The sequence below is a fragment of the Streptomyces sp. NPDC002520 genome (assembly GCF_053595235.1).
This window is the reverse complement of record NZ_JBSFXG010000004.1, coordinates 13718-36505: the sequence shown is the minus strand read 5'-3', so window position 1 is coordinate 36505 and position 22788 is coordinate 13718. Positions and strand designations below refer to the sequence as shown.

Here is a 22788-nt window from a genome sequence, read left to right as displayed (position 1 = left end):
GTGGTTATCCCTTTCATCCACCTAGTGACAGTATGTTAAGAAAGATGCCCTGCGACGACGAGCCGAAGGAGTCCCCCAGCGATGCCCCAACTCAGCGTCATCGTCTACGGACCGAACGCCCAGGGGCATCTCACGGAAGTGCTGGCCTCCCTGGAGGCCCGCACGGTCCCGGACACCGAGGTGATCGTCGCCGCGGTGGGCGACTGGGCGCGGGAGACCGCCGAGGCCCACGCACCCGAGACGATCGTGGTGCCCCTGCCCGACGGCACCGGTGACGCGGCGGCCCGGGCGGCGGGCGCCGCGCGGGCGTCCGGCCGCTGGCTGCACTTCGTGCACGCCAAGGACGGTCTGCCCGCCGGATCGTCCCGGCTGATCGCCGAACGGACCGCGGAACTGGACACCGCGCACACCGCGGACGGCACGGACGCCGCCGACAGCACCGACAGCACCGTCGACGTGCTCCTCCTCGACCACGTCACCACCACCTGGCGCACCGCCGCCACCCCCTCCCGCGACGGCCGGCTCCTCGCCGGTGCCGGCCGTGCCGACCGCGCCCTGGACGACGCGGCCGACCTGCTGCGCCTCACCCCGCTGCTCGGCACCCGCGTCCTGCGTGCCGCGTTCTGGCGGGCGCACGAGGAGCGCCTCACCACCGACGACGAGCCGTACGCCGCCCACGCGGCGCTGTTGCTCGCCGGCCGCGTCGCCTGCCTGAACCAGGCCGCGTACGAGAACCGCGTGCTGCGCCCCGAGAGCCTGCCGCCCCTCGTCGCCACGGACCGCTTCGCGCTGATCGACCGCTACGAGTCGCTGCTCCCGCTCGCCCGGGACCGCCGCGCCCCCCGTGCGGTGCTCTACGACCTGATGGTCCGTGACCTGGTGCGCACCTTCGCCCGCGAGGACCTGCCCGACGCCGTGGCCCGCGAGTTCTTCCGCCGCGCCTCCCTGGCCGCGGTCCGCTGGCGCCCCGAGGGCCACCGGCGTCCGGCCGGCCTGGAAGGCGTCCGGCACGCGCTGCTCGAAGAGGGCGCTTACACCAAGTACCGCGCCTTCCAGGCCGCCAACCGCACCCGCCGCGCCGCCAGAAAGGCCGTACGGTCCCGCAAGCGGCAGGTCGGCGCGAAGGTCCGCGACCACCAGTACCGGCGCGCGCTGAGCGGCCCGGTCGACCCGAACCTGGCCGTGTTCACGGCCTATTGGGACCGTGGGGTCTCCTGCAACCCGGCCGCGATCGCCGCGAAAGCCGCCGAACTCGCCCCGCACATCCGCCGGGTGTGGGTGGTCGGCAAGGACAACGCGGCCCTTCTGCCGCCCGGCACCGACCACGTGATCCCCGGCACCCGCCGCTACTGGGAGACCCTGGCCACCGCCAAGTACCTCGTCAACAACGTCAACTTCCCCAACGCGGTGGTCAAACGCCCCGACGCGATCCACGTCCAGACCCACCACGGCACCCCGCTCAAGCGCATGGGCCTGGACCAGATGGACCACCCGGCCGCCGCCAAGGGCATGGACTTCGCCGCGCTGCTGGCCCGCATCGACAAGTGGGACTACAGCATCAGCGCCAACAGCCACTCCACCCGCATGTGGGAGCGCGCCTACCCGGCCCGCTACACCTCCCTGGACCACGGCTATCCGCGCAACGACGTCTTCTACAGCGCCACCGCCGCCGACGTCCGCGCCGCCCGCGAACGTCTCGGCATCGCACCGGGCCGCACGGCCGTCCTGTACGCCCCCACGCACCGTGACTACGAGGCCGGCTTCACCCCCCGCCTCGACCTCGCCGCCCTCGCCGACCGCCTCGGCGAGGACACCGTCCTGCTGGTCCGCGCCCACTACTTCTACGGCGGCACCGCCTCCCCGCTGACCGGTCTGCGCCGCTCGGGCCGGATCATCGACGTCTCCTCCTACGACCCCGTCGAGGAGCTGTGCCTGGCCGCCGACGCGCTGGTCACGGACTACTCGTCGATCATGTTCGACTACGCCAACCTCGACCGGCCGATCGTGATCCACGCCGACGACTGGGAGACGTACCGCACCACCCGGGGCGTCTACTTCGACCTGATGGCCGAGGCCCCGGGCAAGGTCGCCCGCACCCAGGAGGAGCTGGCCGAGATCTTCCTCTCCGGCGCCTGGCGCGATGAGGGCGCGGCGAAGGCACGGGCCGCGTTCCGGCGCAGGTTCTGCGAGTACGACGACGGGCGCGCCGCCGAACGGGTCGTCCGGCGGGTGTTCCTCGGCGAGAGCGAGGACACGCTGCCACCGGTGCTCCCGATCGAGGACCGTACCCCCGCCCCGACCCCCGAGGAGGCCACCGCATGACGACCCCCGACGTGACGGTCACGGTCATCGTCTACAACGACGCGGCCCGGCTGCCCCGCGCGGTCGCCTCCCTGCGCGCGCAGACCCACGCCGACATCGAGATCATCATCAGCGACGACCACTCCACCGACGACACGCCCGCGGTGGCACGGGAGTTGGCCGCCCAGGACCATCGCATCCGCTATCTCCGTCTCCCGGAGAACAGCGGCGGCTGCAGCGCGCCGCGCAACCGGGCCGTGGAGGTCGCCCGGGCTCCGTACCTGATGTTCCTGGACAGCGATGACGAACTCCCGCCGAAGGCCGTGGAGTTGCTTCTGGCGGCCCATCGCGAGCGTGAGGTGGACTTCACCATGGGCGCGGTCCGCCGGGTCCGGGTGGACAACGGGCGCCGCACGACCTGGATGCCGCACCTGGTGGCCGAGCGCCGCACCGTGCAGGGCATCGACTCCGACCCGCGGCTGCTGTTCGAGCACCTGTCGACGAGCAAGATGTACGCGAAGGCGTTCCTCGACCGGCACCAACTCCGGTTCCCCGAGGGCATCCACTACGAGGACCAGCTGTTCTCGGCGCAGGCGTACTGCCTGGCAAAGGCGTTCACGATCATTCCGGACCCGGTGTACGTCTGGTACATCGAGCCGTTCGCGGCGGCGGCGTCGGCGTCCATCTCGAACCAGCGCCACAAGATCTCCAACGTGCGGGACCGGGTGCACGTGCAGCGCCTGATCGACGACTTCCTCGTGAGCAGCGGGCACGGGGCCCTGCGGGAGGACAAGGACTACAAGTTCCTCAAGCACGACTTCCGGATGTACGCGGGAGACCTGCCCTACCGGGACGAGGAGTGGCTGGAGTCCTTCGCCCAGGTCATGAACCCGTACCTGGACACCCTCGCGGAGAGCGCGTACGCCCGCCTTCCGCGCCCCGAGCGGGTGGTCCTGCAGCTGCTGCGCGACGGCCGCCTCGACGATGTGCGGCTCGCGGCGCGGGGGTTGAGCCACGGAGTGGCGCCGAGGCAGGTCACCGCCGACGGTACGGGGGCGGTGTACTGGGGCGGCACCGTGCCCGCCTCGGCCCGGGCGCGGCGCGAACTGGACGTCAGTGACCTGGAGCTGGACACCCGGCCGTTCCCCAGCGCGCACTTCCGGCACGAGATCACCGAGGTGGTCCCCGGCGAGGGTGCCTCGGTGACCCTCGCGATCCGCACGTACGATCCCGGTCTGCAGCTCCCGATGGGCCCCCAGCGCGCGGCCCTGGTCCTGGCCCCCGGGCGGCGTCGGCTGACGGTCCCGTTCCGCCTGGACCCGGTCCGCCCCGGTGTCTTCGAGGGCCGTGTCCATCTGGACCCGGCCACGGCCCGGCTCCCCCTGCACGGCTTCGCGGGCATCCGCCATCCGGTGCTCCGCCTGGAACAACAGGGCCTGGCCCACGCGGGCATCCTCCTCGCCCCCCTCGCCTTCCCCGCCACCACGACCCGGATCGCCTACCGGTCCGGCGCGGCCCCCCACGACGTCACCATCGAGCCCGAGGGCCGCGACCCCGGCCGCGTGCAGCTCCGCTGGCGTCCTGCGGGCGTGACGGCACGGGTGATCCGCCCGGTGGTCCGGAAGGTGGCCCGGCCGAAGATCCGGAGCGCCGTGCGGCTGGCGGCGAGTGTTCTGAAGTAGGGGGCGCCCTGGCACCGTCGCCCTGCCGGGCCCTCGCGCGGCTGCGGCTCCGAGGCGGCTGATCGCGCAGTTCCCCGCGCCCCCGGGAAACTGCGGCGCGGTCGGCCGTCATGGAGCCGGTCGCCATAGCGCCGTTACGCTGCGGGCCGTCGCACGACTGCGGCTCCGAGGCGGCTGATCGCGCAGTTCCCCGCGCCCCTGGGGAGCTGCGGCGCGGTCGGCCGTCATGGGTCGTCGCCATGGCGCCGTTACGCTGCGGGCCCTCGCGCGTCTGCGGCTCCGAGGCGGCTGATCGCGCTTCCCCGCGCCCCTGGGGAGCTGCGGCGCCGGTGAGCGATACCCATCCCCGGCCGGCTGCAGTACCGCTCAGTCTCGTACCTCGTACAGGACCTGGCCGCTCGGGCCGTCGGCCACCCTGTGCAGCCATGGCTCGGCCGAGCCGCCCACGACCCAGCGCACGCCGTATTCACGCACTATCGCCCGCCGCCCCGAAGAGGACGTCCCCGCCGCGAAGTACTGCCGCACCGCCGCGTCCCGCCTCGACGCGTCCGGCAGGAACACGTCGGGGTATCCGGGGGCCACGGTGTACGGCCCGTACGCGGGGATCTGCCGGGACGGGAAGGTGCGGGCCATGACCACGTCGCCGTACTTCACCCAGGGTGTGATCCAGTGATAACCCACCCACGGCGTCCGGTACTTCGCCGCGACCGCGCCGGGCAGCGCGTCCCGCCCGACCGCGTACCCGAGTGTTCCCGCCTGGGTCCACGCGCCCACGACCAGCGCGGCGCCGAGGGCACAGGCCCACCCGGCCCGGACCGCCCGCCTTCCCGCCGACACGACCTCGAGCGCGGCCGCGAGCTGGGCCGGGATCAGTACCGCCGGCAGGGCGCGGCCCCACGAGTAGTGGCCGGTCAGGCCGCCCGCGGCGAACACGAGCGCGCCGAGGAGGAAGAAGAGGACCAAAGGGTCCCGGCGGTCCCGCCGCCCGCGCAGGCCCAGGGCGACGACGCCCAGCAGGACCAGGCCGAAGCGGCCGAGCAGGTGGTCGTAGAGGGGGCGGTGGATCGCCTCCAGGTCCGCGCCCGCGGAGAGCAGCGCGAAGAAGTCGTAGTACGGCCAGAGCCACAGCAGCACGACGCCGAGGGCGAGCGCGGCGCCGAGGCGGAGCAGCGCCCGCCGGCCCGGCCGTGCCGCGATCACCATGGCGAGCGCGCCGAGGGACGCGACCACTCCCGTGAACTGGTGGCACAGGAGGATCAGGGCCCACAGGCAGCCCAGGCCCAGCCATGTGCCCCAGCCGCTCTCCTCACCGCGCAGTGCCCCGGTGAGCCACGCCCAGAAGTGGAAGGAGAGGCCGAGCGCGACCACGCTGGGGTACGACACCGTCAGCGCGAGGGAGTTGAGGCCGAGGAAGCCGCTCCAGTTGAACAGGACCGGACCCCACAGGAAGACCAGGCACAGGAGGGCCAGCGCGGGCGCGGCGCGATGGGTGCTGAGCGTGCGCACGTACCGCCACACGCCGGTGGCCAGCAGCCCGAGCCCGACGAGCGCGCCGAGACGCAGGACGACGAAGACCGACAGCCCCGTGAGCTTGGCGACGGCGCCGAGGAGCAGCATCCACGGCGAGTAGTAGGGGCTCGGGGTGTCCGCGTCGACCAGCGGGTTCCCGGGATGCAGCAGGCTGTGCCGCAGCCGCTGCACGGTCGCCGCGTGCATGCCGAGGTCGCCCGCCCAGGGCAGACGGACGACGACCAGGAGCATCAGGACCAGCACGAGCACGGCGGCGGCCTGGGGCAGGGCCCGGCCGGCGCTCGTCGTGCTAGGCGGCGCGGCGCGCATCCTGCTGGAACACATAGGTGCGGTAGACGAGGAAACGGAAGGCGGAGGCCAGCACGATCGACAATGCCTTCACGACATTCGATTCGAACGCACTGTGCAGTCCGAGCCCGCGATAACCGATCCAGAACAAGCCGCTTTCCATCACCACGCCAAGACCGCTGAAGACGAAGAACAGCACGATCTGCCGGCGGGTGCGCGAGTCCCGGTCCCGATAGGCGAAGAAGCGGAAGCCCAGGTAATTCGTCGCCATCGCGACACAGCTGGCCAGGACCGTCGCGGTCATGGCCTGCCAGGCCAGGGCGTGCAGCAGCAGGTTGAACACCAGGAAATTGACGAGGACACCGCTGCCGCCGACGATCCCGAATTTCGCGATCTCCAGCATGACCCGTGAGACGGACCGGGCCGGAGCCGGAGCCGGTGCCGGGGCCGATGCGGGCGCGGGTTCTGCCGGGCGAGTCTCGGTGAGGTTCACTGTCACAGCGCAGACCCTATCCGAAGTGCACCGATCAGCAGGAAACGGTAAATTCGCCGAACGTTTTTGCCTAAAGGTCGGCAAGAAGACAAAAAGAAAGGCCCCGGACCTGACCGGCCCGGGGCGCCTTCCGTGTCGTACGGCTACGACGGTGTACTGCTACGCCGTCGTAGGGCTACGACGCTGTACCGCTACGAATGCGTGCGCAGCAGCGTCCGCATCGTCCGCATCGCCACCGACAGGTTGGCGAGGTCGAAGGAGTCCGAACCGCGGATCTCCTCCAGGGTGGTGCGCGCCCGGCTCAGGAGCGCCGCGTTCTTCCGCTCCCACGCCTCGAAGCGCTGCTCGGGCGTCGAGCTGCCGTTGCCGACGGCGAGGACGTCCGCGGTGAGCGCCGCGTGGGCCGCGAAGAGGTCCTCACGGATGGAGGCGCGCGCCATGGACTGCCAGCGGTCGGCGCGGGGCAGCTCGATGATCCGGTCCATGAGCTGGGTGACGCCGAGGCGGTCGGCGAGGTCGTAGTAGACCTCGGCGACGTCCAGCGGCTCCTTGCTCATGCGGTCGGCCACCGAGACGATGTCCAGCGCCGGGAACGCCGAGGAGAACCCGGCCACGCGGGTGGCCAGCTCGTCCGGGACACCGACGGCGGTCAGCTCGTCGTAGATGTGCTGCCACCACTCCAGGTCCGCGCCGCGCACCAGCTTCGGCAGCTGCTGCCAGACCTGCTCGACCCGCTCGGCGAAGAACTCGACCGTCTCGGCGAGCTCCAGCGGCTGCGGCCGGTTGTTGAGCAGCCAGCGCGTGCCTCGCTCGACCAGACGGCGCGAGTGCAGCCGGATCCGGGTCTGGACGTCCGCGTCGACCTTGTTGTCCAGCTCCTCGACCGCGTCCCACACCGGCGCCGAGCGGAAGATCACGCGGGCCGCGGTCTGGGCGCGGACGATCTCCTCCAGCGAGGCACCGGTCTCCTCGCGCAGGCGGTGCAGGTACGTCGTACCGCCCGTGTTGACCGTGTCGTTGACCAGCACGGTCGTGGTGATCTCACGGCGCAGCGGGTGGCTGTCGACCGCGTCCGCGAACCGCTCGCGCAGCGCCGTCGGGAAGTACGCGTGCAGCAGGCTGCGCAGGTACGGGTCGTCCGGCAGCGAGGTGGCCAGCAGCTCCTCGGCGACCGTGATCTTCGTGTACGCCAGCAGGACCGCCGTCTCCGGGCTGGTCAGACCGGCTCCGGAGCCGAGGCGCTCGCGGATCTGGCGGTCGGTCGGCAGGAACTCCAGCGCCCGGTCCAGGTGACCCTCGCGGACCATGTGGCGGATGAACCGCTGCTGCGCGTGCAGCATGTCCTTGGACTGGAAGAGGGCGTTGGCGAGCGCCACGTTCTGCGCGTAGTTGTTGCGCAGCACCAGCGCGCCGACCTCGTCGGTCATCTCGGCGAGCAGCTTGTTGCGCTGCTTGACGGTCATGTCGCCGTCCGCGACCAGGCCGTTCAGCAGGATCTTGATGTTCACCTCGTGGTCGGAGGTGTCCACGCCGGCGCTGTTGTCGATCGCGTCGGTGTTGATCTTCCCGCCCTGTGCGGCGAACTCGATCCGGCCGAGCTGGGTCATACCCAGGTTGCCGCCCTCGCCGACGACCTTGACCCGCAGGTCCCTGCCGTCGACCCGGATGGCGTCGTTGGCCTTGTCGCCGACGTCGGCGTTCGACTCCGCCGACGACTTCACATAGGTGCCGATGCCGCCGTTCCACAGCAGGTCCACCGGGGCCTTGAGGATCGTCTTCATCAGGTCGGCCGGGGTCATCTTGGAGATCTTCTCCTCGATGCCCAGCGCCTCGCGGATGTGCGCGTTGAGCGTGATCGCCTTGGCGCTGCGCGGGAAGACCCCGCCGCCCGCCGACAGCAGCTCGGTGTTGTAGTCGGCCCAGCTGGAGCGGGGCAGCTCGAACAGGCGGCGGCGCTCGGCGTAGGAGGTGGCCGCGTCCGGGGTGGGGTCGATGAAGATGTGCCGGTGGTCGAAGGCGGCGACCACGCGGATGTGCTCGGAGAGCAGCATGCCGTTGCCGAACACGTCACCGGACATGTCACCGATGCCGACGACCGTGAAGTCCTCGCTCTGCGTGTCCACGCCCAGCTCACGGAAGTGCCGCTTCACGGACTCCCAGGCGCCGCGCGCGGTGATGCCCATGCCCTTGTGGTCGTAGCCCGCGCTGCCGCCGGAGGCGAAGGCGTCGCCCAGCCAGAAGTTGTACGACTCGGCGACCCCGTTGGCGATGTCGGAGAACGTCGCCGTGCCCTTGTCGGCCGCGACCACCAGGTAGGTGTCGTCCTCGTCGTGCCGCACCACGTCCTTCGGCGGCACGACCTCGCCGGCCACCATGTTGTCGGTGATGTCGAGCAGCGCCGAGATGAACGTCTTGTAGCTGGCGACGCCCTCGGCCAGCCACGCGTCCCGGTCCACGCTCGGGTCGGGCAGCTGCTTGGCGACGAAGCCGCCCTTGGCGCCGACCGGCACGATGACGGTGTTCTTGACCATCTGCGCCTTGACCAGGCCGAGGATCTCGGTACGGAAGTCCTCACGCCGGTCGGACCAGCGCAGACCGCCGCGCGCGACCTTGCCGAAGCGCAGGTGCACGCCCTCGACCCGCGGCGAGTACACCCAGATCTCGTACGCCGGTCGCGGCGCGGGCAGGTCCGGGATGGCCTGCGGGTCGAACTTCATGGAGACGTAGGAGTGCGGCTCGAGGTCGCGCGTCCGCTGGAAGAAGTTCGTGCGCAGGGTCGCCTTGATGACGGTCAGGAAGGAGCGCAGGATGCGGTCCTCGTCCAGGCTCGCCACCTGGTCCAGCGCCGCGTCCAGCTCCTCCAGCAGCGCGTCGGTGAGTTCCACGCCGGCCTGCTGCCGCTCCGGCGCCATCCGCGCCTCGAAGAGCGAGACGAGCAGCCGGGTGGTGTGGACGTTGTTGCGGAGGGTGTCCTCCATGTAGTCCTGGCTGAAGGTGGAACCGGCCTGGCGCAGGTACTTGGCGTACGCGCGCAGCACCATCGCCTCCCGCCAGGTCAGCCCGGCGCTCAGCACGAGGGCGTTGAAGCCGTCGTTCTCCGCCTTGCCGGTCCAGGTCGCGGCGAACGCCTCCTGGAACCGCTCACGGCCGCCCTCGCCGAGGTACTCGCCGCCGCCGGCCGGCGACTTGGGCATGCGCAGGCCGAAGTCGTAGATCCAGGCGGTGGTGCGGTCCACGCAGCGCAGCTCGTACGGCCGCTCGTCCACGACCTCGACGCCGAGCCGGTTGAGCACCGGCAGCACCGCGGACAGGGAGACCGCCGCGCCCTTGCGGTAGATCTTGAAGCGGCGCTCCTCCGGGGAGGCGCCCACCGGCTCGTACAGGCTCAGCGCGAAGTCGTTGCCCGCCTCGTCGGTGAGCCGCTCCAGGTGGACCAGGTCGGCGACCGCCGCGCGCGGGGTGTGGTCGGCCTTGTAGCCCTCGGGGAAGGAGTTGCCGCCGTTGTAGCGGCGCAGCAGCTCGGCGGCGCGCTCCTCGCCGCACTCGGCGTTGAGCGCCTCGGCGAACCCGTCGGCCCAGGAGCGGGCGGCCTCGACCAGGCGCGCCTCGATGCGCTCCCGGTCGGCATCCGAGAGCTGCGGCAGCACGGTGCCGGGCTGGACACGGACGACGAAGTGCAGCCGGGACAGGATCGACTCGGTGTTCCAGGCGGTGAAGTCGACGCTGATGCCGCCGAGCTCCTCCTTCAGGATGTCGATGATCCGCAGCCGGACACCGGTGGTGTAGCGGTCGCGCGGCAGGTAGACGAGGGCCGAGTAGTAGCGGCCGTACTCGTCCTGGCGCAGGTAGAGCCGCAGCCGGCGCCGCTCCTGCAGGTACAGCACGCTCGTCGCGATGGCCTGCAGCTCGGCGGGCGGGGTCTGGAACAGCTCGTCGCGCGGGTAGGTCTCCAGGATCTGGAGCAGGTCGCGGCCGTCGTGGCTGTGGGGCGAGAACCCGGCGCGGACCAGGACCTCGTCCACCTTGCGGCGGATGACCGGGACCCGGCGGACCGACTCGGTGTAGGCCGCGGAGGAGAACAGACCGAGGAAGCGGCGCTCGCCGACGACGTTGCCGTCCGCGTCGAACTTCTTGACGCCGATGTAGTCCAGGTACGACGGCCGGTGCACGGTGGCCCGGCTGTTCGCCTTGGTCAGCACCAGCTGCTTGTGCTCGCGGGCCTTGGCGCGGGCGTCGGCCGGCAGCCGCTCGAAGGAGGGGCTGACGGGGTGCTGGTCGTCCTCGGCGTGCTGCGGGTCGGAGCGCAGTATGCCGAGGCCGGTGCCGGGGACGGCGGCCAGGGTGTCGTCGCCGCGCAGCTCGTACTCGCGGTAGCCGAGGAAGGTGAAGTGGTCGGCGGAGAGCCAGCGCAGCAGTTCGCGGGCCTCCTCGACGTCCGGCCCGGGGAGGTCGGCCGGCCGGGGCTCCTCGCCCAGGCCGTCGGCGAGACGGGTCGCCGCGTCCCGCATCTTCTCCCAGTCCTCGACGGCCTCACGGACGTCGGACAGCACGCGCAGCAGATCGGCGGTGATCTGCTTCAGGTCGGCGCGGTCCGTCTCCCGGTCGGTCTCGACGTGGATCCAGGACTCGATGTGCGCGTCGTGCGGGAGGTCGCCGTTGGGCGCGGTCGGCAGCACCTCGATGAGCTTGCCGGTGACGTCCCGCCGGACGACGATCTGCGGGTGGATGACGACGTGGATGCCGCGTCCCTGCCGGGTCAGCTCGTTGGTGACCGAGTCGACGAGGAAGGGCATGTCGTCGGTGACGACCTCCACGACCGTGTGGCTGCAGGTCCAGCCGTTCTCCTCGACCGTCGGGGTGTGCACCCGGACGTTCGCGGTGCCCTGCGGGCGGTTCTCGGCGAGCCGGTAGTGCGAGACCGCGGCGCCGAAGACATCGACCGGGTCCCGGTCGGCAAGGTCCTCCGGGGCGGTGTGCAGGTAGTAGCGCTGGAGGAACGCGAGTACGGATTCGCTGTCCGGAGCGCCGGTGCCCTCGCTCGTCGTCCCGGTCGGTAGGTGCCCCCCGACCGGGCTGTTCTCAGCTACCCGCGCGGCCCGTTCGAGCAGCTCGGCCTTGGCTTCGTCCAGCTTGGTCTGCATTGTCCTCTGGCTCCTGTCGCGCGCCGTTGCGTGACGTAGAAGGAAAAACGGTGCTTTCCCCTCCGGCTCGACGCCACGGCCCGGAATGTCCGGACCGATCAGACGCTATGCCGCGAGGTGAGATGAGCGGGGGGAATTCGGCCATTGTCGGCACAACCGTCGAGTCCGGCGCTGCTGTCGGCATCGCCGTCTTCCGGGCCGCCGTCGGCGTCCTGAGGGCTTCCGCGCCCCCGACCCGCCCGCGAGGACCAGCGACCGCCGCCCGGTCACGGAGGTGCTCCGTGCAACCCGGGCGCAGGGCAGGAGCGAAAGCGCCCCCGCGAGATATCGCGCTGATCACGCCACAAGGCTATCGCTCCTCACCCGGGGCACGTCATGAGCCGTATGTGTACAAAACCGAGCGGTGAAGTTTGACGTTCTGCACAGGGGCACCATCGGGACGGGTGACGTACTCGGCCCTTCAGCCGGCACGCAAGTGGCACGGAACCGGTCACCGAACGGTTCGGCGCAAAGGCGCGGATCGGCTGTCCGGTGCCGGATCGGGTGCGTTCGCCGTGCCGGATCCGGCGGGCATCGGTCGCGCTCGGGCGAGCGGGGCCGCACCCTGAAAGCGACGGGCACTTCTGGCGAGCCCGCCCGTGCAGGAGGAGCCGACATGCCCGCGAAAATCCTCATCATCACCGGCGACGCAGCGGAGTCCCTGGAAGTCCTCTACCCCTACCAGCGCCTGCGCGAGGAAGGCTACGACGTCGACATCGCGGCCCCCACCCGCAAGACGCTCCGCTTCGTCGTCCACGACTTCGAGCCCGGCTACGACACCTACACCGAGAAGCCCGGCTACACCTGGCCCGCCGACCTGGCCTTCTCCGAGGTCGACCCCGGCCAGTACGCGGCCATCGTCGTCCCCGGCGGCCGCGCCCCCGAGTACCTGCGCAACGATCCCGAACTACGCAAGATCCTCAAGGCCTTCTTCGACGCGGACAAGCCGGTCGCCCAGATCTGCCACGGCCCCCTGCTCACCGCCGCGATCGACAGCCTGCGCGGCCGCCGGGTCACGGCGTACCCAGCGCTGGAACTGGACATGCAGTCCGCCGGAGCCCACTTCGAGGACACCGAGACGGTGGTCGACGGCACTCTCGTCTCGGCGCGCGCCTGGCCGGACCATCCGGGGTGGATGCGAGAGTTCCTCAAGGTGCTCCGCGCCAAGGCGCCGGTGAGCTGACCTCCGCCCGCGGGCGGACCGCCTGGCGTGGCCGCGGCTGCCGCGGCTACGCCACCAGCCGCTGCGCCTCCGCCACGGCCTCGGCCAGCGTGTCCACCACCGGCACCCCGACCTCCTCCAGGCTGGCCCGGCTGTGCGACCCCCCGGTGTACAGCACGGCCCGCGCCCCCACGTGTCCGGCGGCCACCGCGTCGTCGGCCGCGTCGCCGATCACCACGGTCCGCGCGGGCTCCACCCCGCCGGACACCAGGGCGAGCGCGTCCAGATGCCGCACCATGTGCTGGGCCTTGCTGCCTCCGGACGGACCCGTCCGCCCGTCGACGCGTATGAAGTGCGCCTCGATCCCGAAGCCGCGCACCAACGGCACCAGGTCCTCGTGCCCGTACATGCTCAGCAGCGACTGGCTGTGCCCCGCCGACCGCCACCCCGCGAGCAGCTCGGCCGCTCCCTCGGTCAGCCCGCACCGCACCCGGTGCTCGGTGTAGTGCTGGTGGAAGACCCCGTCCATCAGCTCCCACTCGGCGTCGGTGGGCAGCCGTCCCATCAGCCGCTCGTAGAACTTCGGCACCGGCACGCAGTACAGCGCCCGGTACTGCTCCAGCGTGATCGGCGCCAGCCCCAGCTGGGCGAAGGCGGCGTTCGTCGCCCCGATGATCGCGTCATTGTCGTGGAACAGCGTCCCGTTCCAGTCCCAGACAATGTGCGCGCCTGCGTACGTCCCCATGCCGAAAACCGTACCCGCCGCCACTGACAATCCCGACAGCCGACGCAGTCGCCGCAGGTCAGCCCCGGTCCAGAAGGTTCGGGATCTCCTGCGTGGCGTACCACAAGAGCTCATGGTCGTCGGCACCGTCCACGACGAACTGCGCGTCGTCGTCCCCTCCGTCGGCCGCCGCCAGCGCCCCCGCCGCCGCGGTCACGTCCTGCTCCGCGTCATCGGCGTCGACGTGCACCGCGGCCGCCTTCGCCAGCGGCACCGTGACGGTCACCGTGATCTCGCCCAGCACGGTCGGGTCGAGCCCCCGGCCCGGGTCCACACGCGTCGCGCCGTCGGCCACGTCCACCGCGACCACGACCCGGCGCCGCACCGCGTCCGAGTCGGCCGCCAGCAGCCGCAGCGAGGCCTGCGCGGCCCGGCCGAGCGCGGCGTACTCGAGTTCCTCGATGTCGTCGGAGAGGTACCACTCACGCAGCGCGGGCGTGACGCCGTAAGCGACGAAGGGGCCGCTCCCCAGCTCGCCCGTCTTGTGCGCCTCGGCGAGACCGGGGAGGGTCAGGGGGACGTAGACGCGCATGGCTGGCCGCTCTTTCCTGGGCACCGACGGGCCTTCAGGATACGTGCGGTTGTCCCCTTTCGAGTCCCCGCCCGCGCCCTCGGAAGCGTCCACCTCACGCCTCGCACCTCACCCGGTCCGGCAGCTCAACCACAAGGATCTCGCGGCCCCTCACCACACGAATAAGTGAACGTGCCCGGCCCCCGACCCGTGGTCCGGCCTTCCTTGCCGCGCCGGACCCGGCCCCCGTACAAGATCCCCACCAGCTAGTTACCGCCCGGTACCGACCGGGCCGGCCGAACGGGGCCCCCATGAACAAGGTCATGAGCCGCACGTCCCAGCCGCGAACCAGCCCGCGCCACCGCCCACCGACCCGCCGCGACTCCCGCCGCCCCGGCGGCGCACCGCCCCGCACACCGATCAGGAGCGGCGAGGGGAGCGAGGAGAGAGGGATCAGCCCGAAGAGGTGGAGCAGCGGGGAGACGAAGGCGAGGCCGGAGGGCACGGCACCGTCACCGTCACCCGGGAGCGCACGTACGCCTGCCACAGCGTCCGCCGCGGCCGTAGCGAGCCGTCGCCCCACCGACCTCTTCGCCGACCGCCTGCTGGCCGTTCTGAGCGGTCAGCGCCCGGTCCACTGGATGCTCCGCCACACCGCGGGCCGCGCCTACGACGACCTCGCGCACCTCGTCGAACACAGCCCCCTGCGAACCCGCGGCACCCGCCCGGTCGTCCACGACATCGGCTACTACGTCCCCCGCACCGGCGCCCTCGAGGTCTTCGCCCGCATCGCCGCCGGCCGCCGGCTCCGCGCCATGGCCTTCCGCCTGGAACAGGGCCAGGACCTGCGCTGGCGCTGCACAGCGGTGGACCTCGGCATCCCCCTCCCACCACGCGGCCCCGAGGACTGACACCCCGCCTGCCCGCGGCCGCACCGAGCCGCATCCGCACCGAACGGCATCCGCACCAAGCCGAAGGGCCGGGCCCCCGAAGGAAGCCCGGCCCCGAAGACCGGCTGAAGCGCCGTCAGGTCACTTCTTGCGGCGACGACCGCCCTGCTTGGCCTGCTTGCGTCGCTCGGCGCGGGTCAGGCCGTCCGCCTCGGAGCGCACCGGCTCGTCGTCCTCGAGGTCGCGCTCCACGATGCCGCCCTCACCGTCCACCGACGGCGCGGAGAAGTGCATGTCCCGGCGCTGCGGGACGTCCAGTCCCTTGGCCCGGATCTCCGGGCGCGCACCGGCCTGGGCCGGCACCGTGTCCTGGACACCCTCGGCGGCCGGCTCGGCGGCCTCGACCGGGACTTCCTCGACCTGCTGCTCGACCTGGACCTCCAGGTTGAACAGGTAGCCGACGGACTCCTCCTTGATGCCCTCCATCATCGCGGTGAACATGTCGAAGCCCTCGCGCTGGTACTCGACCAGCGGGTCCTTCTGCGCCATCGCGCGCAGGCCGATGCCCTCCTGGAGGTAGTCCATCTCGTAAAGGTGCTCGCGCCACTTGCGGTCCAGGACCGACAGCACGACCCGCCGCTCCAGCTCTCGCATGATCTCGGAGCCGAGCTGCGTCTCGCGGGCCTGGTACTGCTCGAGGATGTCGTCCTTGATGGACTCGGAGATGTACTCGGCGGTCAGACCGGCACGGTCACCGGCCGCCTCCTCCAGCTCGTCGACGGAGACCTCCACCGGGTACAGCTGGCGGAAGGCGCCCCACAGCCGGTCCAGGTCCCAGTCCTCGGGGAAGCCGTCGGCGGTCTCGGCGGCGATGTACGCGTCGATCGTGTCGTCCATGAAGTGCTGCACCTGCTCGTGCAGGTCCTCGCCCTCCAGGACGCGGCGGCGCTCGCCGTAGATGACCTCGCGCTGCCGGTTGAGGACCTCGTCGTACTTCAGGACGTTCTTGCGGGTCTCGAAGTTCTGCTGCTCGACCTGCGACTGCGCGGACGCGATCGCGCGCGTGACCATCTTGTTCTCGATCGGCACGTCGTCGGGCACGTTGGCCATGGACATCACGCGCTCTACCATCTGCGCCTTGAACAGGCGCATCAGGTCGTCGCCCAGCGACAGGTAGAAACGGGACTCGCCCGGGTCGCCCTGACGGCCGGAACGACCACGCAGCTGGTTGTCGATACGCCGGGACTCGTGCCGCTCGGTGCCCAGCACGTAGAGGCCGCCGCTCAGCTCGACCTCGTCCTTCTCCGCCTTGACCGCCTGCTCGGCCCTGCCCAGGGCGTCGGGCAGCGCCGCGGCCCACTCCTCGATGTGCTCCTCGGGGTCGAGGCCGCGCTGGCGCAGCTCCGCCTCGGCGAGGTCCTCGGGGTTGCCGCCGAGCTTGATGTCGGTACCACGGCCGGCCATGTTCGTGGCGACCGTGACGGCACCCTTGCGGCCGGCCTGGGCGACGATCTGCGCCTCGCGCTCGTGGTGCTTGGCGTTGAGCACCTCGTGCTGGATGCCGCGCTTGCTGAGCTGCTGCGAGAGGTACTCGGACTTCTCGACCGAGGTGGTGCCGACCAGGATCGGCTGGCCCTTCTCGTGCTTCTCGGCGATGTCGTCGACGACGGCCTCGAACTTGGCGACCTCGGTGCGGTAGATCAGGTCCGACTGGTCCTTGCGGATCATCGGCTTGTTGGTCGGGATCGGGACCACGCCGAGCTTGTAGATCTGGTGGAACTCGGCGGCCTCGGTCATCGCCGTACCGGTCATGCCGGAGAGCTTCTTGTAGAGGCGGAAGAAGTTCTGGAGGGTGATCGTGGCGAGCGTCTGGTTCTCGTCCTTGATGTCCACCCCTTCCTTCGCCTCGATCGCCTGGTGCATGCCCTCGTTGTAGCGGCGGCCGGCGAGGATACGGCCGGTGTGCTCGTCGACGATCATGACCTCGCCGTCGATGACGACGTAGTCCTTGTCCTTCTTGAAGAGCTCCTTGGCCTTGATGGCGTTGTTCAGGTAGCCCACCAGCGGCGTGTTCACCGACTCGTAGAGGTTGTCGATGCCCAGCCAGTCCTCGACCTTGGAGACACCGTTCTCGTGGATGGCGACCGTGCGCTTCTTCTCGTCGACGTCGTAGTCGCCGGTCTCCTCGATGCCCTTGAGGGGGTTGCCCGCCTCGCCCTTCTTCAGGCGCGTGACCAGCTTGGCGAAGTCGCCGTACCACTTGGTGGCCTGGTCGGCCGGGCCGGAGATGATCAGCGGCGTACGGGCCTCGTCGACCAGGATGGAGTCGACCTCGTCGACGATGGCGAAGTTGTGGCCGCGCTGGACGAGCTCGTCCTTGGACCACGCCATGTTGTCGCGGAGGTAGTCGAAGCCGAACTCGTTGTTCGTGCCGTACGTGATGTCGCACTCGTACTGCTCGCGGCGCTGGGCCGGCGTCATGTTGGCCAGGATGCAGCCGACGCTCAGGCCCAGGAACTTGTGGACGCGCCCCATCATCTCGGAGTCGCGCTCGGCCAGGTAGTCGTTGACCGTGATGAGGTGGACGCCGTCCCCGGAGAGAGCGTTCAGATACGCGGGCAGCGTGCCGACGAGGGTCTTGCCCTCTCCGGTCTTCATCTCGGCCACGTAGCCGAGGTGGAGGGCGGCGCCGCCCATCATCTGGACGTCGTAGTGCCGCTGGCCGAGGACGCGCTTGGCGGCCTCGCGGACGGTGGCGAACGCCTCGGGGAGCAGGTCGTCGAGGGACTCGCCGTCGGCGTAACGCTGCTTGTACTCATCGGTGAGGGCCCGCAGCTCGGCGTCGGAGAGGTCGACGAAGTCCTCTTCGATGGAGTTGACCTGGTCCGCGATGCGGTGCAGCTTGCGCAGGATCTTGCCTTCGCCTGCACGCATGATCTTCGAGAGGACGGACACGGGGGCTGGTCTCCTTGCCGGTCGGGCCTGGGACGGTCGGTTTTCCATTGGACGTACTGAGCAACGGCCATCGTATGCGAGGACCCGGCCGTGCCGGGAGGCCTGGCGGTTCGACGGCTCCTTCACCCTGGACAACGGGCGGCGACCGAGGATAGTGCCGCGTCACCGCGAGGATTTGCGCGAATTGTGACGACGCGCTCACTCATGGCGAAAACCTATGGCGAGGCGCGGGTCGTCGGAGAAGAATCGGCCGATGGAACCCGTCACCCTGACCACCGACCGTCTCGTGTTGCGCACCGTGGGGCCGGCCGACACCGACGCGGTGTACGCGGCCGCCCAGGATTCCGAGATCCAGCGCTGGACCGTGGTCCCCTCGCCCTATCTGCCCGAGCACGCCCGCGGCTTCACGGAGGAGATGGTGCCCGACGGCTGGTCGCAGAGTTCGATGTTCACGTTCGGGGTCTTCCTGACCGGCGGGGAGCTGGCCGGCATGCTCGGCCTCACGATGCGCGGGCTCGGCGCGGCGGAGGTCGGCTTCTGGGCGACCAAGGAACATCGCGGCCGCGGCTACATCACGGAGGCCACGCTCACCGCCTGCCGGTGGATCTTCACCGAGCTGGGCGTCGACCGCGTCGAGTGGCGCGCCGAGGTCGGCAATCTCGCCTCGCGCGCGGTGGCCGAGCGCGCGGGCTTCACCGTGGAGGGCACGCTGCGCTCCGGGCTCAACAACAAGGGGGTGCGGCGGGACTGCTGGGTCGGCTCCCTGCTCCCTTCGGACCTGGGCCTGCCGTCCGCGGCCCCGTACCTGCCCGCCCGCCCCTGACCGGCCGAACCCGCCCACGCGCTCGTGAGCGGCGTGCCGGCCCGCGCGCCGTTGCCCCGCCGTGAGGCGAAAGCGCAGCTCACGGGGGATTGTCAGTGGCACCACCTATCGTCCGAGGCATGACGACCCTTCCGCGCCCCGCCACCTCCCTCACCGCGGACGACGCCCGCCGTATCGCCCTGCGGGCCCAGGGCTTCCTCGGCGCGCCCGACCGGCGGGCCGGTGTCCGCGGGGTGCTCCGCCACCTCGGCGCGGTCCAGCTCGACACGATCTCGGTGCTCGCCCGCTCCCACGAACTGGTCCCGTACGCGCGCCTGGGCGCGGTCGGCCGCAGGACCGCGGAGTCGGCCTACTGGAAGGCCTCGTCCCCCGGCGCGCCTGTGGCCCGGCCTCACGCCTTCGAGTACTGGTCGCACGCCGCGTGCATCCTCCCGGTCGAGGAGTGGCCGCACTTCGCCTTCCGCCGCCGCGCCTACCGTGCCCGCCCGCACTGGAACCACGAGCTGCCCGACGGCACCTACGACCAGGTCATCAAGCAGCTGCGCGCGGAAGGGCCGCTGACGGCCACGGAGCTCGGCGGCGCGAAGAAGACCGACGACTGGTGGGACTGGTCCGGCACCAAGGTCGCCGTGGAGCGCGCGCTGATGTACGGCGAGGTGGTGTGCGTCGAGCGCCGCGGCTGGAAGCGGGTGTACGACCTCGCCGAGCGCGCGATCCCGGGCCCGCTGCTGCACGACGAGCTGGACGACACCGAGTGCGTGCGCCGCCTGGTCCGGCTGGCCGGCGAGGCCCTCGGCGTCGGCACGCGCGCGGACATCGCCGACTACCACCGCCTCAAGGGCGAACAGGTGGATGCCGTGATCGCCGACTCGGGTCTGGTGCCGGTTGAGGTCGAGGGCTGGAACCGGCCCGCCTGGGCGGACCCGGCCGCCCTCGCGACACCGCCGCGCGGCCGGCACCGCACCACGCTGCTGTCCCCGTTCGACTCACTGGTGTGGGAGCGGGCGCGCACGGAGCGGATCTTCGGCTTCACCCACCGCCTGGATGCCTATGTCCCCAAGCAGAAGCGGGTGTACGGCTATTTCGCGATGCCGGTGCTGGCCGGCGGCCGGCTGATCGGCCGTGTCGACCCTGCCCGTGAGGGTCACACCCTGGTCGCCAAGCAGGTCACTCTGGACGGTCGGAAGGCCGTCCCGGCGGTCGCCCAGGCCCTGATCGAGGCGGCGACCTGGGTGAACTGCACGGACGTCCGGGTGGAGCGCGTGGACGCCCCCGAACTCCGCGAGCCCCTCGCCCGGGAACTCGCCCGCGCCCTCGCCTAGGCACGGGCGGCAGGCACTAGCGGATCTCGAGGATCTTCTCGCGCATCGCGTAGACGACCGCCTCCATCCTGGAGTGCAGCTGCAGCTTCTCCAGGATGTTGCGCACATGGTTCTTCACAGTGTTCTCGGAGATGAACAGTTCCTTGGCGATGTCCCGGTTGTTCATCCCCGTGGCGACGAGCTTGAGCACCTCGAGCTCGCGGTCGGTCAGCCGGGGCGCGGGCACCAGCCGGCGCTCGTCGGTGCGCTGGATCATCGACTTGAACTCGGTGAGGAGCTTGGACGCCATGGACGGGCTGATCTGCGACTGCCCGTCGGCCACCGCGCGAATGGCGGTGGCCACCTCGTCGGTGGAGATCTCCTTGAGCAGGTATCCGGTCGCGCCCGCCTTGATCGCGTCGTAGAGGTCGGCCTCCTCGTCGCTGATCGTCAGCATGATGATCTTCGCGCTGGGGGCGACCTCCTTGATGGAGGTGCAGGCCTCGATCCCACCGCGCTTGGGCATCCGCACGTCCATCAACACAATGTCGGGCAGCAGGTCGGCCGCCTTGTCGACGGCCTCGGCCCCGTCGCCCGCCTCGCCCACGACCTGAATGTCCTCCTCGGCCGCGAGCACGATCTCCAGACCCCGGCGGAAGAGGGCGTGGTCGTCCACGACCAGGACCCTGATCGGCTCCTTGCGTGGAGAGTCCGTGTCCGGGCCCATACCGATGACGCCGTCGTCGGCGTCCGGGACGCGCATCGGTCCGAAGGTGTCCGCCATCGTTCCTCCCCCTGAAGGCTGTGGCCTGTGGTCCTGTGCCATCGCCAACGCAAGGCAGCGGCCCACCGGTTGGGCCGGTGCGCCCATGATTTCATGCCCGGACGTCACCGCGGTGACGTGCGGGGCGCGATCTGGCCGCACACGGGTGCCCCTGGGGGCGCACACGCGCTCCAGGGGCACCTGCTCCGCTTCGATCGGGCAGCTCAGCCGCTCAGCGTGCCGCCCGCCACGGTCGCCTGCGCCTCGGCGACCATCAGTTCCGTGCTGAGGTGGATGACGCCGTAGTCATAGGCGTGGCGCCGATAGACGACGCTCGGCTCCTTGGTCTCGGAGTCGACGAACAGGTAGAAGTCGTGGCCGACCAGTTCCATCTCGTAGAGAGCCTGGTCAAGGCTCATCGGGGCAGCGACGTGGGTCTTCTCGCGGACGACCAGGGGGCCTTCGCCCTTGACCTCCAGCGAGCCGATCCTCTTCGTCGGCACTCCTTCCATGTCCTCGTCGTGGACGGGAAGGCCGTTGCCGTTGAGCGTCGCCACGCCCGGGACGCGGTCGGGCACCTCGGCCGCCGGGATCCGTCGTGCGCCGCGGCGCACCACACGCTTGTCGTGCTGCTTGCGCAGCCGGGCGCCCAGCTTCTCCGCGGCGATGTCGAGTGCCGCGTACGGGTCGCTGGCCGACGCCTCCGCCCGGATCACCGGACCGCGGGAGCGGAGCGTGATCTCCACTCGGTCACAGCGGTCGGCCTGTCGGGGGTTGGGCTCCTTGGACACCTCGACGTCGAGGCTGATCACCTTGCCGTCGAGCTTCTGGATCTTCTCCAGCTTCAGCTTCTCGGCCACGTGCTTGCGGAACCGCTCGGGCACCTCGGTCTTGCGGCCCTTGACGACGATGTCCACGCAGAACTCCGTTCCCGGATCACTCCGCTCCGTCGGCGGAGCGTCTCCCTTTTTGCACCAGGCTCCGGCGAACCCCGGAACCCCGGACTCGGTGACTCCACCTCCTCCTCCCCCATGGACAAGATCTCCACCCCACCGAAGCGGGTGATTGCGGAAAACCCGCAGCACGGCATTCGGATATGGGAGGTGTGGCCTGCGCCTTTCCTCTCAACCGAACATATCTCGCCCGGACGGATGTCGTCACCCTCTACCGCCGCGTACCTCCGTTCAAGTGAATTGACGCTCTCGCTACCTGCAACGATGCAGGCTCGCCTTCAGTTCCTGTTTATTCCGAAAGAAACGCTGGGAGCGGCGACCACGGCGGCATGGAGTGCCACTTCGTTGACGTTCGACGCCGCTTTTTCCGGTGCACCGTGCACCCAGTTCCCCCTCACCGATCGTGTTTCCGTCCGTTGTTCCCCCCTTCCTTCCCGAGTTGCGCTCGCGTACACGGTCTGCGCCCCTCCACTTCTCCCCTTTCTCCCGTCACGGTGGGAACCGACCGTCTCGCGCAGGGCCCGCGCCGCCTCCGCGAGGCTTGCGCCCGTCGTGATCAGGTCGTCGACGAGCACGACCCGTCCGCCGTCGAGCAGCCGTGTCCCACCTGCCGTCACCTCCAGCGCACCCGCGACGTTCTCCCTGCGCCGCCGCGCGTCCAGACCCGCCTGGTCCGCGACGGCCCGCCGCTGCCGCAGCACGGCTGCCACCCGGGCCGGTGTCCCGGTGCGCCGCAGCTCCCCGGCCGCGGCGAGCGCCATCCGCCGCACCGGATCGTGCCCACGCGCCCGCACGGCCCACCGCGCCGAGGGCACCGGCACGAGCACCACGGGCCCGAGCCCCTGCCGACCGGCTCCACCCGCCGCGAGACCCGCGCGCAGGGCCCCTGCCAGAGCCGAGCCCAGGGCTCCCGCGAGCGCCAGCGCGCCCCGCTCCTTGTGTGCGAGGAGAAGCGCGCGCACCTCCCCCGCGTACGGCGCCGCCGCGTGCACCACCGGCAGTCCCGGCGGCTCCGGCACCGGCCGCACCCGGCGCGGCACGGCTCCGCCCAGGGCTGCCCAGCACCGCGGGCAGAGCACCGTACGAGGTGCTCCACAGCCTCCGCACTCGGCCGGCAGCACCAGGTCGGTGAGGTCCTGCCACCACCCCCGCATGTCCACCACTGTGCCAAC

Annotated in this window: 15 protein-coding genes; 6 read left to right on the top strand and 9 right to left on the bottom strand. The window is 70.8% G+C overall.

Annotation, left to right across the window (positions count from 1 at the left end):
- Positions 1-81: 81 nt before the first annotated feature.
- Positions 82-2322, top strand: coding sequence for a CDP-glycerol glycerophosphotransferase family protein (locus ACWD5D_RS08330; protein ID WP_451372008.1), 2241 nt, complete (start codon positions 82-84; stop codon positions 2320-2322).
- Positions 2319-3983, top strand: a complete 1665-nt coding sequence (locus ACWD5D_RS08325) for a glycosyltransferase (protein ID WP_451372007.1) — start codon at positions 2319-2321, stop codon at positions 3981-3983. Before ACWD5D_RS08330 ends, ACWD5D_RS08325 begins: the two co-directional genes overlap by 4 nt.
- Positions 3984-4349: 366 nt before the next feature.
- On the opposite strand, the gene ACWD5D_RS08320 is transcribed toward ACWD5D_RS08325, so the two are convergent.
- The 3 genes from ACWD5D_RS08320 to ACWD5D_RS08310 all read right to left on the bottom strand — a co-directional run bounded on the left by ACWD5D_RS08320 (position 4350) and on the right by ACWD5D_RS08310 (position 11435).
- Positions 4350-5822 carry a hypothetical protein gene (locus ACWD5D_RS08320; protein ID WP_451372006.1) on the bottom strand — a complete coding sequence of 491 codons (1473 nt, stop codon included), beginning with the start codon at positions 5820-5822 and terminating at the stop codon, positions 4350-4352.
- Positions 5803-6300, bottom strand: coding sequence for a GtrA family protein (locus tag ACWD5D_RS08315; RefSeq protein ID WP_451372005.1), 498 nt, complete (start codon positions 6298-6300; stop codon positions 5803-5805). Before ACWD5D_RS08315 ends, ACWD5D_RS08320 begins: the two co-directional genes overlap by 20 nt.
- A 185-nt stretch (positions 6301-6485) precedes the next feature.
- The gene (locus ACWD5D_RS08310) at positions 6486-11435 is read right to left on the bottom strand and encodes an NAD-glutamate dehydrogenase (protein WP_451372004.1); all 4950 of its coding nucleotides are present in this window, start codon (positions 11433-11435) and stop codon (positions 6486-6488) included.
- Positions 11436-12090: 655 nt separating this feature from the next.
- On the opposite strand from ACWD5D_RS08310, the gene ACWD5D_RS08305 reads away from it, so the two are divergent.
- Positions 12091-12657 (top strand): DJ-1/PfpI family protein, encoded by a 567-nt coding sequence (locus tag ACWD5D_RS08305; RefSeq protein ID WP_451372003.1) that lies wholly within the window; start codon positions 12091-12093, stop codon positions 12655-12657.
- A 46-nt stretch (positions 12658-12703) separates the two neighbouring features.
- Here ACWD5D_RS08305 and ACWD5D_RS08300 read toward each other — a convergent pair whose 3' ends face one another.
- Together ACWD5D_RS08300 and ACWD5D_RS08295 are read right to left on the bottom strand one after the other, a co-directional pair.
- On the bottom strand, positions 12704-13381 hold the full coding sequence (locus ACWD5D_RS08300; protein WP_451372002.1) for an HAD family hydrolase: 678 nt from the start codon (positions 13379-13381) through the stop codon (positions 12704-12706).
- A 58-nt stretch (positions 13382-13439) separates the two neighbouring features.
- On the bottom strand, positions 13440-13952 hold the full coding sequence (locus tag ACWD5D_RS08295) for a DUF6912 family protein (protein ID WP_451372001.1): 513 nt from the start codon (positions 13950-13952) through the stop codon (positions 13440-13442).
- 290 nt (positions 13953-14242) lie between these two features.
- Between ACWD5D_RS08295 and ACWD5D_RS08290 the strand changes: the two genes are divergently transcribed.
- On the top strand, positions 14243-14842 hold the full coding sequence (locus ACWD5D_RS08290) for an Rv3235 family protein (RefSeq protein WP_451372000.1): 600 nt from the start codon (positions 14243-14245) through the stop codon (positions 14840-14842).
- Between the two features lie 120 nt (positions 14843-14962).
- Here the strand turns inward: ACWD5D_RS08290 and secA are convergent, their stop codons facing one another.
- Positions 14963-17776: a preprotein translocase subunit SecA gene (gene secA / locus ACWD5D_RS08285; RefSeq protein WP_451371999.1), complete on the bottom strand. Its 2814-nt coding sequence runs from the start codon at positions 17774-17776 to the stop codon at positions 14963-14965.
- 253 nt (positions 17777-18029) lie between these two features.
- Between secA and ACWD5D_RS08280 the strand changes: the two genes are divergently transcribed.
- Positions 18030-18599: a GNAT family N-acetyltransferase gene (locus ACWD5D_RS08280; protein WP_451371998.1), complete on the top strand. Its 570-nt coding sequence runs from the start codon at positions 18030-18032 to the stop codon at positions 18597-18599.
- A 119-nt stretch (positions 18600-18718) separates the two neighbouring features.
- Entirely contained in the window at positions 18719-19921 is a 1203-nt protein-coding gene (locus ACWD5D_RS08275) for a winged helix-turn-helix domain-containing protein (RefSeq protein WP_451371997.1), read from the top strand.
- 16 nt (positions 19922-19937) lie between these two features.
- Here the strand turns inward: ACWD5D_RS08275 and ACWD5D_RS08270 are convergent, their stop codons facing one another.
- The 3 genes from ACWD5D_RS08270 to ACWD5D_RS08260 all read right to left on the bottom strand — a co-directional run bounded on the left by ACWD5D_RS08270 (position 19938) and on the right by ACWD5D_RS08260 (position 22770).
- The gene (locus ACWD5D_RS08270; RefSeq protein WP_451371996.1) at positions 19938-20684 is read right to left on the bottom strand and encodes a response regulator; all 747 of its coding nucleotides are present in this window, start codon (positions 20682-20684) and stop codon (positions 19938-19940) included.
- 203 nt (positions 20685-20887) lie between these two features.
- On the bottom strand, positions 20888-21580 hold the full coding sequence (gene hpf, locus ACWD5D_RS08265; RefSeq protein WP_451371995.1) for a ribosome hibernation-promoting factor, HPF/YfiA family: 693 nt from the start codon (positions 21578-21580) through the stop codon (positions 20888-20890).
- A gap of 314 nt (positions 21581-21894) precedes the next feature.
- Positions 21895-22770 carry a ComF family protein gene (locus ACWD5D_RS08260; RefSeq protein WP_451371994.1) on the bottom strand — a complete coding sequence of 292 codons (876 nt, stop codon included), beginning with the start codon at positions 22768-22770 and terminating at the stop codon, positions 21895-21897.
- Positions 22771-22788 lie beyond the last annotated feature (18 nt).